At 58.3% G+C, this 16,012-nt stretch carries 13 protein-coding genes; 8 read left to right on the forward strand and 5 right to left on the reverse strand.

Annotated features, from left to right (window positions below; translation table 11 throughout):
- The first annotated feature begins 54 nt into the window (after positions 1 to 54).
- The 4 genes from IPM39_24525 (at position 55) to IPM39_24540 (ending at position 2,992) form a co-directional block, all read left to right on the forward strand.
- A complete protein-coding gene (locus tag IPM39_24525) occupies positions 55 to 627 on the forward strand; it encodes a dihydrofolate reductase family protein (GenBank protein ID MBK8989190.1) in 573 nt (190 codons plus the stop codon).
- A 138-nt stretch (positions 628 to 765) separates the two neighbouring features.
- Entirely contained in the window at positions 766 to 1,299 is a 534-nt protein-coding gene (locus IPM39_24530) for a DinB family protein (protein MBK8989191.1), read from the forward strand.
- 17 nt (positions 1,300 to 1,316) lie between these two features.
- Positions 1,317 to 2,072, forward strand: a complete 756-nt coding sequence (locus IPM39_24535) for a dihydrofolate reductase family protein (GenBank protein ID MBK8989192.1) — start codon at positions 1,317 to 1,319, stop codon at positions 2,070 to 2,072.
- An 11-nt stretch (positions 2,073 to 2,083) separates the two neighbouring features.
- On the forward strand, positions 2,084 to 2,992 hold the full coding sequence (locus IPM39_24540) for a VOC family protein (GenBank protein ID MBK8989193.1): 909 nt from the start codon (positions 2,084 to 2,086) through the stop codon (positions 2,990 to 2,992).
- A 25-nt stretch (positions 2,993 to 3,017) separates the two neighbouring features.
- On the opposite strand, the gene IPM39_24545 is transcribed toward IPM39_24540, so the two are convergent.
- From IPM39_24545 to IPM39_24555, 3 genes are read right to left on the reverse strand one after another with little or no spacing between them, the layout of a single operon-like run.
- A complete protein-coding gene (locus IPM39_24545; GenBank protein MBK8989194.1) occupies positions 3,018 to 3,830 on the reverse strand; it encodes an HAD-IIB family hydrolase in 813 nt (270 codons plus the stop codon).
- 24 nt (positions 3,831 to 3,854) lie between these two features.
- Positions 3,855 to 6,932, reverse strand: a complete 3,078-nt coding sequence (locus IPM39_24550) for a hypothetical protein (GenBank protein MBK8989195.1) — start codon at positions 6,930 to 6,932, stop codon at positions 3,855 to 3,857.
- Between the two features lie 56 nt (positions 6,933 to 6,988).
- On the reverse strand, positions 6,989 to 8,245 hold the full coding sequence (locus IPM39_24555) for a mannosyl-3-phosphoglycerate synthase (GenBank protein ID MBK8989196.1): 1,257 nt from the start codon (positions 8,243 to 8,245) through the stop codon (positions 6,989 to 6,991).
- A gap of 172 nt (positions 8,246 to 8,417) precedes the next feature.
- Between IPM39_24555 and IPM39_24560 the strand changes: the two genes are divergently transcribed.
- From IPM39_24560 to IPM39_24575, 4 genes are all read left to right on the forward strand, one after another.
- Positions 8,418 to 8,561, forward strand: coding sequence for a hypothetical protein (locus IPM39_24560; GenBank protein MBK8989197.1), 144 nt, complete (start codon positions 8,418 to 8,420; stop codon positions 8,559 to 8,561).
- Positions 8,562 to 8,752: 191 nt separating this feature from the next.
- Entirely contained in the window at positions 8,753 to 8,908 is a 156-nt protein-coding gene (locus IPM39_24565; GenBank protein ID MBK8989198.1) for a hypothetical protein, read from the forward strand.
- A gap of 78 nt (positions 8,909 to 8,986) precedes the next feature.
- On the forward strand, positions 8,987 to 10,183 hold the full coding sequence (locus IPM39_24570) for a hypothetical protein (protein MBK8989199.1): 1,197 nt from the start codon (positions 8,987 to 8,989) through the stop codon (positions 10,181 to 10,183).
- A complete protein-coding gene (locus IPM39_24575) occupies positions 10,138 to 10,584 on the forward strand; it encodes a hypothetical protein (protein ID MBK8989200.1) in 447 nt (148 codons plus the stop codon). Before IPM39_24570 ends, IPM39_24575 begins: the two co-directional genes overlap by 46 nt.
- 223 nt (positions 10,585 to 10,807) lie before the next feature.
- Here IPM39_24575 and IPM39_24580 read toward each other — a convergent pair whose 3' ends face one another.
- Complete coding sequence (locus IPM39_24580; GenBank protein MBK8989201.1) at positions 10,808 to 15,766, reverse strand: CSLREA domain-containing protein; 4,959 nt, start codon at positions 15,764 to 15,766, stop codon at positions 10,808 to 10,810.
- Positions 15,763 to 15,951 carry a hypothetical protein gene (locus IPM39_24585; GenBank protein MBK8989202.1) on the reverse strand — a complete coding sequence of 63 codons (189 nt, stop codon included), beginning with the start codon at positions 15,949 to 15,951 and terminating at the stop codon, positions 15,763 to 15,765. Before IPM39_24585 ends, IPM39_24580 begins: the two co-directional genes overlap by 4 nt.
- Positions 15,952 to 16,012: the final 61 nt, after the last annotated feature.

Here is a 16,012-nt window from a genome sequence, read left to right on the forward strand (position 1 = left end):
AGCGCTGTAGATCAGCAATGAATAGACAAGTTCATAAGGAAGGCAAACAAAAGCATGAGAAAATTAAAACTTCAAGTACAAATGACCGCTGACGGCTACATTGGCGGCCCCAATGGTGAAATGGATTGGGTGACTTTACCCTGGACAGACGACATCAATAACCATGTTGACGCCATTTTAGAGTCTGTGGACACCATTGTGTTGGGCCGAAAGCTGGCCGAAGGCTTTATTCCTTATTGGGCAGACGTAGCCGCCGATCCCGGTAATCCCGAAGTTGAATCAGGCAAGAAATTTACCGATACGCCCAAAGTTGTTTTTTCCAAAACAGTTGAGCAGTCTAAGTGGGAAAACACGGCCGTAGCCAACGGCGACCTGGTTGAAGAAATCACCAGGCTGAAACAACAAGAGGGCCAGGACATCTGCGCCTTTGGCGGGGCGACTTTTGTTTCGGCTCTCATCAAACATGGGCTGATTGACGAGTATCATCTATTTGTAAACCCGGCGGCCATTGGCAATGGATTGCCCATTTTCCAGCAGCTTGACAGCAGGCAAAATCTGAAATTAGTAAAATCCGTGGCCTTTGACTGCGGAATTGTTGTCCTCAATTATGAGTTGAAACGCGATTAAAGGAGGCATAATCGTACAGCGGAAATCACCCCAGACAATCTCCCAAACTCCTCCGCAAATCCCCGTTAATTCGACTCATTGCAACTGCAAAATCTTTGACAACCCCTTTCAATTTCGGCTTATCCAAGCGAGGAAAAGATGCCCCACCCATTAGTAGTACAACTACGTTTCACTCGCGGCGAATTTCAACGCGCCCTGAAAAATGTTACCCCCGAGGAAGCCATACGCCGCTTTGAGCCAATCAACTGCATTAGTTGGATCATTGGTCATTTGGCCTGGCAGGAGCAGCTATACTGGCTCACCCATGCGCAAGGTATAACGCCGGCGCCCGAAGTGAACGCCTGCGCCAGCGGCCAACCGGCCAGCGCCCCGCCGCTGGATGAGATGTGGGCCGCCTGGCGGCTGGTGACACAAACGGCCGATACCTGGCTGGACACCCTCGACACGGCCCAATTGGAAACCCACACCCTCAAGCGCATCAAACCCTATGAACCTTATAAAGAGAGCATCGGCACGCGCCTACGCCGGACGACCTACCATTACTGGTATCACACAGGCGAATCCCAGGCCATTCGCCAACTGTTGGGTCACACCGGTCTGCCCTCTTTCGTAGGCGATATTGGCGGCAAAGCGCCCTACATTCCGGAAACAGAAGATGAGACCGATATTTAGAGTAGGAGAGGAATAAGATGGGTACACTGATTTACGCAATGATGGTATCGCTGGATGGTTTTATATCAGGACCGGATGGCGAATTGGATTGGCACGTTATTGACGAGGAATTACACCGGCACTTCAACGACCTGGAAAGCGAGATGGAGATGCTGCTGTACGGCCGTCACCTCTACGAGACTATGGCCGCTTACTGGCCTACAGTGGAGCAGAATCCATCAGCCTCGGATGCTGAGGTGGCATACGGCCGTATCTGGAACGCTAAACCCAAGATCGTGTTTTCCAAAACTCTGGATAAGGTCGAATGGAACAGCCAACTGAGCAGGGAAGTCGTTCCCCATGAAATCAGGCGGTTGAAAACCCAATCAAGACAAAACCTCTCCGTGGGCGGGGCAGAGCTGGCCGCCACTTTCCACCGGCTTGGCCTGATTGACGAGTATTGGCTGTACGTCAATCCGGTTGTGGCGGGCAGGGGCAAGCCGATGTTTTTAGGTGTGGATAGTGTGGCGCGTTTGCGGTTGGTGGAAACACGGCCGTTTCACAGCGGCGTCGTATTGCTGCGCTACGAAGCGGTCAATGAAGCGGAAAATGAACTGCCGACCGGCATAGGCAAACCGGCCGAACAAGCGCTGGCCGTCACTGGCTACAATCGGCTTGAGCAGCTCGCCCAGGTCAGCGAGACAGAAATTCTGAAGCTGCACGGCGTCGGTCCCAAAGCGGTCGGTCTGCTTCGTCAGGCTCTAGCCGCCAAAGGTTTATCATTTGCTAAATAATGGAGGAAAAAATGAACAATTATAAGCAAAAAATCACCCCTTATCTCTGGTTTGACAGTCAGGCTGAAGAAGCCATGAACCTGTACACCTCCCTCTTCAATGACGGCCGGATCGCGGCGATCAACCGTTACCCGGAAGGGTTTGCAGAAGGGCCACTGGCCGGCATGGAGGGCAAGGTAATTCACGCCGTTTTTGAGCTGGCCGGTTATCAGTTCATGGCTATTGACGGCGGCCCCCTATTCAAATTCACCCCGGCCATTTCTTTCTTCGTCAATTGTGATACCGAAACCGAAATTGATACCCTGTGGGGCGCTTTGTCGGCGGGCGGAACAGCGCTCATGCCCCTGCAAACTTATCCATTCAGCTCCAAGTTTGGCTGGGTCCAAGATAAATACGGCCTGTCGTGGCAGTTGAATCTGGGCCAAAGCGAACCCAAACTCACCCCATTTTTGCTATTTGTCGGCGAGCAGAACGGGCGGGCGGAAACGGCCGTTAACGACTACACCACTCTCTTTGAAAACGCCGGAATCAGCCATCTCGTCCGCTTTGAGGCTGGCGAACCGGGCAGCGTCGAAGGCGCTGTCAAGCAAGCCGCCTTTACCCTGCACAGCCAACCCTTCCTGGCCATGGACGGCGGCCAGGCTCACCCGTTTACCTTCAACGAGGCCATATCCTTTTACGTGGATTGCGACACGCAAGAAGAGGTTGACCATTTCTGGTACGCCCTCTCCGCCCATCCCGAAGCCGAACAATGCGGCTGGCTTAAAGACAAGTATGGCGTCTCCTGGCAAATTGTCCCCGCCGCCCTGGGTGAATTGATGAACGACCCCGATCCGGAAAAATCACGCCGGGTTATGGAAGCCATGCTGCAAATGAAAAAAATAGAGATCGAAGGATTACAACGGGCATATGAGGGGTAAACACGTTATACACCAATACGGCCGTTTACCTGAACGCCTGCCCGCTGCCCTCAACGACCAGCCGCCAACCCCGTGGCCCTACGGCCGTTACCCGCTCCAATCCCGGCACATCCATCTCTTGCCATAAGCCGCCCGGTTTTTGCACCAGGTAGGGTCGGTCTACGGCCGTTAACAATGGCCGGTCGTTGGCGCTGTCTCCCAGGCCGATGGTCGTGACGTGGCCGAACTTCTGCCGATAGAGGGCGGTCAGATGGGTAACGGCCGTGCCCTTATCACTGCCTGCCCCGGTTACAGTGTGGAACTTGCCCCCGGAAACGATGGTCAGCCCTTTGGCCGCCAGGGCCGTTACCAACTGCGCCAGCTCTGGCGCAGCCAGCGGCGTGACAATGGTCTCGCTGTACTCGCGCTGTTGGGCGCGGAGTGCGGCGGCTTCGTCCAATCCGGTGATGGTGGCGACCTCAGCGCCGCTGAGGTCGGCGAAGCCCTGGAAGACCAGCCCGGTTTCGTGGCGCACGGCCGTTAACGCCGCCTGAATGGTAACGGCCGTAACACCCAACTCAATCACCTGCCAGTCGCCTATCAGCCGATGGGCAAATTCAAAGGGCAGCAGCTCCGGTGGGATAAAGATGGCGCTGCCATTTTCGACAATAAACGGATCGTCAATGCCCAGGGCGCGCCGCAGGTGTACCTGCTCGGCGCGGGTTTTGGAGGAACAGAGGATGAGGGGGATGTGCCGGGCGAGAACGGCCGTAACTGCCGGCGCGGCCTCGGCAAACGAATAGGTCGTCAGATCAATGAGTGTGCCGTCAATGTCCGTAAAGATGATCAGTTGAGACATAGCTGTGCGTGCGGTCAACACTCCCTACGCCAACCCTTCGTAGTAATGGATCAGGAATTCGCTTACCCGCTTGCGCGTGCGCGCCCAGTTGAGCGATTCGCCAATGCGCGTCAGCCCCTTTTCCACCTGGCGCGTTACCAGCAGTTGCCGGTTCAGCAGAGCCGAGATTTGCGCCTCGTCGTAGTGGCGGGCCAGTGTCGCCTCCCGCCCTTTCAGCCGGTGCAGCAGCGTCAGTTGCGGCACATCGGGGGCGCGCTGCGCCAGTTGTTCTTGCAAAATGTAGGCTTCGCTGCGGATGGCTTGCAGCGCCAACCCCAACTGTTCGGCCCGCCGTTCCTCGGCGGCGACTTCTTCTTCGGTGAGCAAGGGGGGGAGTTTGCGCGTTGGCCCGCTTTCCAACCCGGTCAAGGGGGTCAGCAGGGGCAGCACGCGGGTGACATGATGGCTGAAATCGCCAATCAGGCGGTCGGCCACCAGCCGGGCGCGAATGGTGACAATCTCTTTGCCCCGCGCCTGCACGGGAATGGCGCCCTCGTGCAGCGGCAGTATGGTTTCGTTTTCTTCGTTGAGATTGGTGCGCCAGACGGCCGTTACCGCGGCGCCCAGTTTTAATATGCCAGAGGCGGGTTGGTCCAAAATATTATAGAAACGAATGATGAGATCACGGCCGTCTTCCGATTGCTTGAGCGCCGTCAACTTAAACGCGCCAAACGGCTCCTCCGCCAGCCAACTAAAAAAGGAGAACGCCTCCGGCAGCAGGCCGGGATGACGATCACTCTGTACGGCGCGAAATTTCAACGTGTGCCGGTCCGATTCAAAGTAGGGATTGGCCGCAGCCAGGTCCGCGCCGTGCGGATAGATGGCATATTCAAATGTTTGCGTGCCCAGACATTGCGCCTCTGGCGTGAAGATGTGCGGCCCCACGTCGCCTTCGCGGGTGAGCAGATCGGGCCGCGCCAGCCAACCAACGCCGCGCAGCAGGGTCAGGGCAATGCCGTTTTGCTCTGGAATGATTTCATATTCGCTCAGGCCACGGCTGAAAATGCTCAGGCTGCGCCTCTCGCCGGCCAGGGTAATGAAATTCTGGAAGGGACGGGTCTGCACAGGAGTTGTGTAGCGCCCGGCCAACATCAGGCCGTGTAAAGCGGCTGGTACGTCGTGGTTTGTTTGCTCCAGGATGGGGAAGCGGGCCACGTCGAAGGGCATGCCTGACAGCGAGTGATCGGTCTGGATGCCGCTGGGGAAGATGACGCGCAGGCGGTGGTCTTTGACGCAGTTGTGAACGGCCGTTTTGATTTCCACATGCCCGGCGTTCGCTGCCAGCTCCACAAAGGAGATAATGGTCAGAGGGCTGGTCTTGCTGCTGCGCATTTGGCGGTCGGCTGTCAGGCCGCGGGGCAGCTTCAACTGGAGTTCGATGCGAAAACGGACCAGCAGCGGCCCGGCCAGTTCCAGGCTAATGGTCGCTTTTTTGTTGCGACTGGTGAGGAGCTGGTCTTGCGCCGGATGGGAATAATCGTAGGTATCGCCGCTGTCGCCGCCATCTTCAAAGTAAGCCAGGTTTTCATACCGGTCGTCGTGAACTTTTTCATGGATGGTGAGCGTGCCGTCGGGGTTGATCCAGACGCGCAAATAGTCATTTTCCAGACTGTTGTCGGCGGTGGAGGCGCCGGCGTGGAGGTGGGCGGTGGCTTCGCGCCCGCCAGGCACCACATAATACGTGCGGTAGCCAACGGCCGGAATTGCGGTGGGCGTCCACAAATACAGATCCACTTTGCGGCCGATGCGGCTGACAAGCTGATAAGGGATGACCTGGCCCTGGCTGTCGCGGATGTGGAAGCTGTCTAGCTCCTCAGGCAGTTCCAGCGTCAGGCCAACGATTTCGCGGCGGGGGCGGGAGGAGGGGTTGAAGATGGTAACGGCCGTTTCCCCTTCCCCCGCCGACGTATCCACCGCCTGCACAATCGCCCGCAAACTTTCGGACGACATCACCTGCGCCATGCGGTTGACTTCGGTAAAGCGTGCCTGCATGTCCTGGGCAATCGGGTCAATACAGCAGCCGCACAGGTCGTCGTGGGTGTGATTGAGCAGCAGCATCTTCCACGCCTGCTCAAAGCGCTCTTGAGGATAGTCGAAGCCGTAGGCCCAGGCAAAGGCGTTAAACTTTTCCGCCCAGCGCTCTAATTCCCGCTGGCAGTTGTTGTTTTGTTGGTTAAGATAGCTGCGACTGGAGTAGACGCCTTTGAGAATGGGGGCATAACGGCCGCTGTAGAAATAACCCCGCAGGGTGGGCAAATCGGGATGGTGCTGGCGAATGGTTTGCAGATAGTCGGGTGGGGTGGTTTGCACGGCCGTCATCTCTGGCCCAATCTTCGTATTCACCTCCGCCAGAATAGGCAGCACGTCATCAGGCTCCGGCACTTGTTCATAACCATTCATCAGCAACACATTGGGCGTGGTGGCAAAATGACGCAGCAGCTTCGCATGGCTCACAATACGCTCTCCGGCAATCTCCCGCGTCAGCCCCAGCGCCATCGCATTGCGGTAACTATCCAGCAGATACACCCCTAAAATGCGCGATCCATCCGGCGCTTCCCACCAGAATTCCGTCTTCAGCTCGTCGGCCGGCATCTCCACCCCGCGCCAGACAAACGCCCCCTCAATGCCAAAGCCGCGAAAAATCTGCGGCGCCTGGGCAATCTGGCCGAAGTTGTCGAGCAGCCAGCCCGCCTTCATCACCGGGCCAAAACTGCGCGCCATTTTGTCGCCGATGAGCAGATTGCGCACCAACGCTTCACCGCTCACCAGGCTCCAATCGGGCTGTAAATAAGCCGGGCCAATTTGCAGTTGTCCCCGTTGGGCAAAGTGGCGAATATCGCGCGCGCGAACCGCCGCCTCGTCGGGCGGTAGCTGCGCCAAGTAATCTTCAATGATCAGCGTTTGCCCATCCAGCACAAAACGATAGTCTGGTTCGGCTTCTAGCCTGGCCAGCAAGTTGTGGAAAAAGGCGGGCAGCCAGCGATTGGCATAACGCGCGGTAAAAATCCACTCCCGATCCCAATGGTTATGGGTGATCAAATGGATGGTCGTTGGTTCAGCCATAGGTACTCCTTTAAGTGAGGATAGACGCTTGAAAACTCGTCCGGTCCGGTCGGAACTCAGTGATTTTCTGCTAAAGCGGGCCTGATCTTGGGCAGCGATTTATGCTCTCTGACGGGGACGAGCATGGCGGCATAACGCCGTTCGGCCAGGGCCTTGTGGAAGGTAGCCAGGTCTATCTGCCACAGCGGTGGATAATAGGTTGTATCGGTCGGCTCTTCAGCTTCGCCCAATAATTTGTAGGCTCGCATCTTGTCCAGCAGCTCTTTCTTCAGCTTTTGCGGGCAGATAGGCGAATGGTAGATCACCTGCATGGCGGCATAGGTCATATCCTCGATATGCTCCTCACCCTTGTCGCTGTCGTGCATGTGTGGATTACGCGAAGCAATCTGGAAGATTTCGACGTGTTCCTGTATGAGATTTTTGCGTAGGGTGGTGCCCTGAAGGCCGCCAAACTGCTCAAACAGATTGATAAAGTGATAAGGCTCAATGGAGTAACCGGCGGAATAACGTAACTGCATTGCCAGATCCATCGTCAGAGCGTGTTCACCCGCATTGCCGGTGCGGATGATTTCTGTCTCAAAGCCGGTGTATTCGGCCAGCAAATTGTTCAGCAATTGATTGGTATTGCGTGACGTGCGGCCCCATTTGGCAAAAAACAGGGCGTCGGCGACGATTTTGGGCTTGCTGTGCCAGGCGATGCGCGTCATGGCGTAGCGGGATTTGCTCATGACAAAACCAGCGGCATATTCATGCACATATTCCAACACGGCGCCGGGGAAGTAATTATCAGCGTCTACAAAGCCGATATATTTACGGCCGGCCAGCCGGGCCAGCATCGTCGCCATAATCATGCCTTCCGCTTTGCCGCTGCGCACCAGGCCGGTGTCTGGGTCTAAAATGGCGTCATAGCCGACGCAGCGAAAGGCTTCGGCAACGGCCCGGTCTTTCTGATGGACGACGATGATTTGCTTGTTGGTGAATTGGGAAAAGCGGGCAAAGGCTTCTTGCTCCAAAGCGAAACGATCAACCGGGTGGCGGGGGCTGTTGGAGGCGATGATCACCAGGCAGTGGTTGGGGATGCCGCACAAAACGCCTTCCACCAGTTTGATCCGCTCGCCCTGCATCGGCACAACGATAGCCATTTGCTGTTCAATGTCGTGAAGCTCTTCGTAGGAAATGCGGCGAATAAGGTCTGACTCAGTGTGGATTGCCTTTTTTTGTTTGAGGCTGGCATCCAGTTCCCATACCTGCTGGACGCTGTGAATGAGAACAGCGCCAAAACGCTCGCTGTCTTGGGGTATGGCAATACGCATGTTTACTTGCTCCTGTAGTGTAACGGGTAGTCTGTTGCTGGTTTGTTAGCTGGTGGACCGATCGGTTGAATAATGAACAAACGAACCCGACAAGACTTGCACGGAGTCTTGTACTCTTGGATAGGATGTTGTTGATCTTAATAGTAGTAAACTTTGGCTATTTGTGCCACCTGTGCAAAGAGCCTGTCGTGTCTGGCTCACCCTGGTCTGGCTGACCGACGGCGATCTGTTCGTCTCCCTGGCGCGGGACGGCCGTTTCCTGGGCACAACTGGGGGCGCTAACCTGGCCCGAACAGGCGGCGGTGATTGGTTTTGATGGGGCAGTTAAATTGTGGGACGTGGCCGCGGGCATAGAGGCAGACTCTTAATTGCACCGGGAATCTGCGTATTTGCGCGCCTTTTTTGCCAACGCATCGTTTATAATGTCTCCTGACAAGTCGTAACGCACCTGCACGGCCCTGGCCTACTACCTTCATCGCCCAATCCAACAGCGACCACTATGCCGCTATGTTCGACTATCTGCGGATGCCGCTGACTCCCCATGCCGGTTTTGTGATGGACGGGCAGTCGTTTGGCGTTTTTACTCACGATTGGCTGGCGGCCTTGGGCGTGGATAACTCTCTCTGGGTCTGGCCTGTGACGTTGCCCGAACCAGGGCAATGATCGCGGAGGATCCAATGAAGGCTTTTCCCCTATGGTTGACTTTTGCGCCTTGAACGCGCTCTTTTGTGGAGGAAACAGATGATGCCCAGATTTCTGTCAGGATTCATCTTGTGGCTGGCGGCTGCTCTGGTTGCCTGCGCGCAAAGCAATGAGCCAACTGCAATCGGCACAACGGCCGTTCCCCCCATCATCGAAGTGCCCGTTGAGATTATCACCCCGGAACCAACGCCGACAACGGCCGTTTGCACCCCGCTGCCCGACGAGATGCGCATCCACATCCGCCGCGCTGGCGACCTGCACGGCGCGTTTGAAGTAGCAGGATTGCAACCCGGCGAACGGCCGTTACTCCTGCTCACGGCCCAAGCAGCGACGGGAAGCTGGCGGCAGGAAACCCAGCCTGACACAGCCGTTGGGGCAGACGGCCGTTTCCAGGCCCGATTGGATTTCCGGAATTGGCCCTCGGTTGAAGGCTATCAATTTGCCGGGCGGCTGATTCACGACCGCGGCGTGGCCTGCTTTGAATTTTCCTTACCCCTGACTGAGGCGGGAGAAAGCGGCAGAGTGGAAAACGGCCGTTTCCTGACCGCCCCCGTCTCGTCCATGCTCTTGTCCCTGGCCGACTATCCCCCTGGCGAAACGCCCTATTTCATAACCGAGGGAGATTTTTGGTTGGTCCATACTCCGGCCGGCCAACTGATAGCCTTTGCCGCGACGTCGCCTGATTACCGCCCCGATATTGGCCTGGATGCCTGCCGCTTCACCTGGGCGGAAAGCGTCGGCCGGTTTGTAGACCCGTGTTCCGGCGATGAGTGGACGTTAGACGGCCGTTTCAGCCTGGCGCATTCATCGGAGCGATGGAGCGACCGCGACCTGGACCAGTACAGGATTTTGCGCATTTTGGAGGAGGAAGGCGCGGTCAACGTGCAATGGGATCGTCGATTGAGAGGGCTGTCTTACACGGAACGGCCGTTGGCCGCAGACGCGCAGTTGGGGGTGATGGTGACAGTCGTCGCGGCGATCTTCACCCCATCCGGCGCGACCATCGGCACGTTGGCGCAGGTATCGCCAACATGGGGCATGGACCCCAGCGCCTTTCCGCCGCAGCAGGCTCTGACCTACGCCACGTTTCCCGATTCGCTCATAGATGACCAGGGACGCGCGATACCGTCCGTTGGCCACCAGGAGGATTCGCTGTTTTTGATTCGCAATCCGGCGGTTTGCGACAAACGATGTATAACCAATGGGAACCAGTCGCGCCCGACGCCGAGGTTGTGACCGCCACGCTAACCATTGACCTCTCCAATCTCTATCGCCAGATTATTTTGCCACTAGAGTGGGCATCCCATCAGCCAGGCGATGCGTGGGAGGTAGACCTGCCGTTGACCATAGGCCACGCCGCCGCCCGGATTCAGCAGGTGGAATGGCTGGCGACGCTGGCCGATGGCCGCGCCCGCCTGCGTCTTACCGTCGCCGACGAAAGCCCCGACGACATCCGTCTTTACTGCTTGCACCTGGACAGCGAAGACCCCTGGCAGCGGGCTTGCGCTAACTTCGACGGTGCGTTAACGGCCGTTGTCCTCACCCAGCCAGGCGAACCAGTGACCCTCCACCTCCGCGCGTCGCTGGCGTTACAACGGCCGTTTTCACTGGTTCTCAGCGTGACCGGGCAAGAGTAAACCCGCTTCCTGTCCTCACCCTCCGTTGCCGCTGCAGTTTTTGGCAAAGCTACATGTTCGGAAATGCAGAAATGGAAAAGCGGTAGTATAGTGGGTTTTCGCTCATTCATACCCAATATGTACGGGGATTGAGAAGGGAAAATGAGGTGGGAAACGGCCGTTTTCCCGCAAATAATAAGCAAGCAAGAAAACGGCCGTTTCCCACCCCACATCACTGATCTTCCTAACGGACCAACACCGGCAAATACAGTTGCAGCGGCTCAAACTCATACGCGCCGATGTCGCAGCGAGCTTGCCCGTTCAGATCCCCATCCACCGGCCGGGCCACGCCCCGCTGATCGGCTGCCGTCTGGCAGGTTCCGGCGTCAATGGCCGGACTGCCGCCGCGCAGAGCGGCCGTGGGCGGCGCGCCTTTGTCGGACAGCAAGGGCAGCAGGCGCGGATTCTGGCCGATGATGTTGCCCACCGTGTTGCCGCTAATGGCGCAGCCGCTGATGTTGTCAATCAGGTTGTAGCCCTGGGAGGTAAAGCCGTAACCACAATTGGGGCCGGCCGCGGCGGCGCTGTTTCCGGCCAGAATGGTGTTGCGCAAGGTAAAGTTAGCCGGACCGCCATTGAGTCCGCCGCCGCTGCCGGTGGCCTGGTTGCTGCTAATCGTCACGTTGGTCAATGTGTTCGTACCACCGCCGCCAATGCCACCGCCGCTGGCCGCCCGGTTGCCGCTGATGGTGACGTTGGTCAGGGCGGCTGTTCCCTGGTTGTGCAGGCCACCGCCTGACTCATCACTGCGGTTGCCCACAATGGCGCTGTGGCTCACGATCAGGTCGCCCTGGTTCCAGATGCCGCCGCCTGTGGCCGCGTCGTTGTGGCTGATGGTGACGCCGTTAAGGGTCAGCGTCCCGTTGTTCAGCACGCCGCCGCCAAAGCCGTCCGGCTCGCTGCCGCGGGTGAGGGTGAGGTTGTTGAGGCTGACGTTGACGCCGCTGTTGATGGTCAGGATACGGCCGTTACCCTGCCCGGCCAGAATCGTCTCCCCCTGCCCCAAGCCGGTAATCGTCACGTCGCCGGTAATGACCAGGGGCGCATCCAGCAGATAGGTCTGGTGGTCAAGGGCGATGGTCTGATGGCCGGGCGTGGCGTTGGCCTGCTCGATGGCTGCCCGCAGGCTGCACACATTGTCGGCCGTGCGGCATTGGCCGTCGCCGGGATTGGCGTCTGGCGCGTCGGTGATGGTGGTGACGATGAAATTGGCCGGGGCGACGACGGTGGTCAGGGCAAAGCCACCCTGCGTCTCCGCCTGGTTGGCCTGGGCCAGTTGGAAGGAGGCCTCGGTTTCCAGCCGCGCCCCTGGGGTTAGCTGACTGCTGAGGGTGGTGTTGATCTGGATGACGGCCGTTTCTCCCACCGGCAGCGCATTCATCTGGCAGGTCACTACCTGTGCCGCCCGGGTGCAGCTTCCGGCGCTGCTGCTGGCCGACACGTAGGTCAGCCGCGCATCTAGCGTGGCGCTGACTACCAGGTTGGTGGCAGTTAGCCCTGCGCCCGCTGTCGGTGGGTTGTTGTGCAGCGATAGGGCGTAGGCCAGCGGTTGGCCGATGGCTGCCGGGCTGGAGGCGGCGGCTACGTCGAGCAGCACGTCTACCATGGTGGAAACGGTGACGGGGATGGGGTGGCAGGTGGTTTGGGATACGGCCGTTGGCGCTTTGTTGCCATCATCGTCCACCGTTACCTGGTCGGTGACGCAAATTTGCACAGTGAAGCCGCCGTTTTGCGTGAAAACGTGTTCGGCCGTGACTGAACCGTAGCCGCCTACGCCCTGGTTGAGCAGGGGACCGGTCACGGTACCATCCTCCAAAATGCGCCCTTCCGGCTCTACCGGGCTGCCGTCGCCCCAGTTCACCGTCACCATATGCTGGTCGGGAATGTCGGGGTCGAAAAAGTCTACTTTGAACATCGTCTTGAAGCCGCGACCAATCTGCATATTATCCAGCGCTGCCAGGCGGGTGAGGTCAAAGCCGCCACCCAGCCGGTAGGCGAAGTTCTGGTTTTCCTCCGGGAAACGGGGCGCGTCGTGGACGGCGGCGATGGTCATGGTGATTGTTTCTGGCGTGGAGTGGGTACGGCCATCGTAAGCGACAAAGGTGAAAGTGTCCACGCCGTTGTAATCTGGATTGGGCGTGTAGGTGCGGCTGGCCCCACTGCCGCTGATGATACCATTCGTCGGCGGCGTGGCAATCTGGAAGGTCAGCGTATCCAGCGGCTCGTCGGGATCGTAACCGCTCAGGGTAACGGCGACCGGTACGTCCTCGTTCGTGGCAAAGGTCAACTCCCGGTCGGCCTGCGGCGGGCGGAAGTTGCGGCTGACGGCAATTTGCACCGTCGCCGGGTTGCTGCTGGCCAGCCCATCGGTCACGCCAAAGGTGAAGCTGTCCGTGCCCACAAAGTTGTTGTCCGACTGGTAGACAACGCGGGCGCTGGTGGGCGAAAGGGGCGTCAGCGGCGTGGTCTCGAAGACGTGCAGCAGATCGGTATTGTCGTCCAGTACGTAGAAATGGGTGGAGTTGACAGTCACCTGCTTGGGCTGGCCAAAATCGCCCAGGACAAAGCAGGAGCCGTCGCATTCGGAAATGGCCTGCCCGGCGAAGTGGCCTTCGGGGGTAAAACGCTGCACTCGCTGGTTAAAGTAATCGGTGACGTAGAGGATGTCGTTGCCGTCCAGGGCAATACCGCGCGGGCTGTGGAACTGGCCGGGGCCGCTGCCGTAATTTTGGCCGCCGCTGTTGATGCCGCAGGTGGTATCGGTACAGCTAAAACCAAAGCTGCGCTGGTGGGCGATGTCACAGCCGGGGCCAAAGTCACATTTGCCCAGCCAGCCGATCAAATCGCCCGGGGTGAAATTGCCCTGAGCATCCAGGGCAGCCGAGCCCCATTTGTAAATGCGGTTGATGCCGCTGTTACCCGTTCCTTTACCGGCCGCGGCGTACAGGTTGCCAGCGGAATCAAGGGCCAGGTTGGTAAAGACCACGTTGGGGATGGCGTAATTAGCCAGCAGCGTCGGATTACTGGGGCCAGTGGTATCGTACAGGTATAACTGGGCCGAGCCGGAAAGGATGGAGCCGTTGGTGACGTAGAGAATGCCTTGCTCGTCTATCAGCGCATGTTTCGGCGAGTAGAATTGCGGCGTGGCGTTGTCCATGCGATATTGAGCGATCAAATTCAAGTCCATGTCGTATTGACGCACCCAGCTCGCTTCGCCAACGCTAGGGCTGTGGCTGGCGGCTATGAGGGTGCCCAGACGCCAATCCAGGTAAATACCCTTCGTGTCAAAGCTGGACTGGACCTGGTCCCAGGTACCATCAGGCCGAAAAACGGCCAGGCGGTAACTCTGACTGATGTCTCCAGATTGTAGACAGTAGATCATGCCCTGATCGTGGACGTAGACGACGCCCTCATCGTTGACGGCCATGAAGGTGGCGTTTACCGGCCAGTTGGTGGGTACGTACTGCTGCCGGTGATCGGGGTTCTGGCAGTATTCGGTGAAGGAGATCTCCTGGAAATTAGCCAGGCGGTAATCCTGAATGAAGTAGGGGTAGAGCGGGGCGTGGAAGAAGCCGTTCTCCGGCTGGGTTTCCAGGCGGAACCAGAGCGGGTCCTGATCGGGGTCTTGGGCGGCGAGGGTGAGGGTGATCGGTTCGTAGGCGATGGCTTGCGGGGCGTTGCCGCCGGTCTGGTTATGGGCGGTGGGCGTATTATTGGTCCCTGGCGCTTTGATGTTGATGGTTTGCACGGCCGTATCGCTGTTACCAGCGCTGTCGGTGGCGGTCCAGGTAACGGCCGTTACCCCCGCCGGAAAACGAATCTCATCCCCGGCACAAACGACGCCCGGCCGGCTGCACCCATTATGGCTGACCGCTGGGTTCAAATCGGCCAGGTCAAAAACGGCCGGGTGGCCCAGATTGAGGGGGGCAGGAATGGTCGCCGTTTCGGTGACAATCGGCGGCGGGGCCAGAATCGTGGGGGCGAGGGTGTCCACCACCGTCACCGTTTGCTGCAAAGTGGCCGCGTTAAAGCCGCCAGACAGCCCATGCGGGCCGCTGTCGCGCACTTCCCAGGTGATGGTGTAGCTCTCGTTGACGCGGGCAAATTCCGGGGCGTCTGACCACCTCAGCCGGGGGTAGGGGTCGCAGTTGTCGCTGGTGGTGATGGTCCGCTCCAAAACCGGCAGATAGGTGAGGCGGGAGACGCCCCCCGGCTCAGTCGCCTCAATGGTGACGTTGGCCATGGATGTGCCAATGGTGGGGGCCACAAAATCGGTAACGACCACGTACTGCAATTCCTCGTTATAGATGCCGTGGGGGTTTGGATTGGCGGCAACCAGGAAACGAACTGTTTGGTCGCCAAAAAACTTGGTCACCGAGAGGGCTGTTCTGAGCCTTTTGTGATCTTGCCCCAGGCCGGGGATATAGATGAAGACGTAATCCATAAAGTGGATCAGCGTTTCCCCACGCCAAACGACGTGGTTGATGCCGGTAGGGAAGGTGATTTGCGAGCCGGTAAACTGGCCGCCATGCCTCGCAGAGACATCCACGCTGGTACTCCAATGGAGCAGTTCCGGCGTGCCCAACTGACCCCAATCGGTCCAGGGGGTGAGTTCGCTGAACGGGGAGGGGAAGCCAAAGAGGTTGCTGTATTTGCCGCCCATGGCGGTTTGGGCAAACGTAGCCTGGCAGTTAGAAACGTTGGTGACGGTACGTGTGGGTGGGGGACTGAGATAGGGGGCGCAATGCTTTAAACCCAGGTTGGTCAGGTAGGTCGCGGCCGAGGGCGGGAAATCGAAAGGAGGGGGCAGAAAGGTGAAAGGGAATGAGTAGTTGTAGGCAGCGCCCTGCGGCAGAATGCAAATTAGGGCGGCGGTGTTGCTCCAGTCGCCCAGGTCGTTGATGGCGGTGGGGGCGAGGAGGGCCACGGCCGTTTCTCCCCCATTCTGCACCGGTTCCATGCGCCACAAATCAAACCCCGCCTCCCGTTCGCTGACGTGGATGATGGGCGCTTCGGCCGGCTCAGGGGGCGCTTCGGCCGGCTCAGCGGTCGGTACCGGCGTGCCGTTTTGCCCGTGCAGATGGGCGGGCAGCACTGAGAGCATGAGGATCAATATAATAAGTAGAAGGCCAATGCGTTTCATTCGTTTTCTCCATTAAAAATATCTGCCAGCAAAGCCAGCAAGGTTTCCACGTCGGCGAAGCTCTGCCGCTCCTGGGTGTCCAGCCATTGCAGGTGGAAGCGCCAGAAGCGCCGGGACTCAGCGTCATCCTGCTCTGACCAGCAGCGCAGGATTAAGGTGCGATGGTTAAGAGGGTGATTGTTCATCTGCCGTGTCTCTTTTCCGGTCATGTTTGCTATAATGACCAGATAAGCAGCAGCATACACG

This window comes from Candidatus Leptovillus gracilis, from assembly GCA_016716065.1.
Taxonomy (GTDB): domain Bacteria; phylum Chloroflexota; class Anaerolineae; order Promineifilales; family Promineifilaceae; genus Leptovillus; species Leptovillus gracilis.

Bases quoted from the DNA above. Each gene is read 5' to 3' on its own strand.
- IPM39_24525 (MBK8989190.1), top strand. From the start codon at position 55: ATGAGAAAATTAAAACTTCAAGTACAAATGACCGCTGACGGCTACATT.
- IPM39_24530 (MBK8989191.1), top strand. From the start codon at position 766: ATGCCCCACCCATTAGTAGTACAACTACGTTTCACTCGCGGCGAATTT.
- IPM39_24535 (MBK8989192.1), top strand. From the start codon at position 1,317: ATGGGTACACTGATTTACGCAATGATGGTATCGCTGGATGGTTTTATA.
- IPM39_24540 (MBK8989193.1), top strand. From the start codon at position 2,084: ATGAACAATTATAAGCAAAAAATCACCCCTTATCTCTGGTTTGACAGT.
- IPM39_24545 (MBK8989194.1), bottom strand. From the start codon at position 3,830: ATGTCTCAACTGATCATCTTTACGGACATTGACGGCACACTCATTGAT.
- IPM39_24550 (MBK8989195.1), bottom strand. From the start codon at position 6,932: ATGGCTGAACCAACGACCATCCATTTGATCACCCATAACCATTGGGAT.
- IPM39_24555 (MBK8989196.1), bottom strand. From the start codon at position 8,245: ATGCGTATTGCCATACCCCAAGACAGCGAGCGTTTTGGCGCTGTTCTC.
- IPM39_24565 (MBK8989198.1), top strand. From the start codon at position 8,753: ATGTTCGACTATCTGCGGATGCCGCTGACTCCCCATGCCGGTTTTGTG.
- IPM39_24570 (MBK8989199.1), top strand. From the start codon at position 8,987: ATGATGCCCAGATTTCTGTCAGGATTCATCTTGTGGCTGGCGGCTGCT.
- IPM39_24575 (MBK8989200.1), top strand. From the start codon at position 10,138: ATGTATAACCAATGGGAACCAGTCGCGCCCGACGCCGAGGTTGTGACC.
- IPM39_24580 (MBK8989201.1), bottom strand. From the start codon at position 15,766: ATGAAACGCATTGGCCTTCTACTTATTATATTGATCCTCATGCTCTCA.
- IPM39_24585 (MBK8989202.1), bottom strand. From the start codon at position 15,951: ATGAACAATCACCCTCTTAACCATCGCACCTTAATCCTGCGCTGCTGG.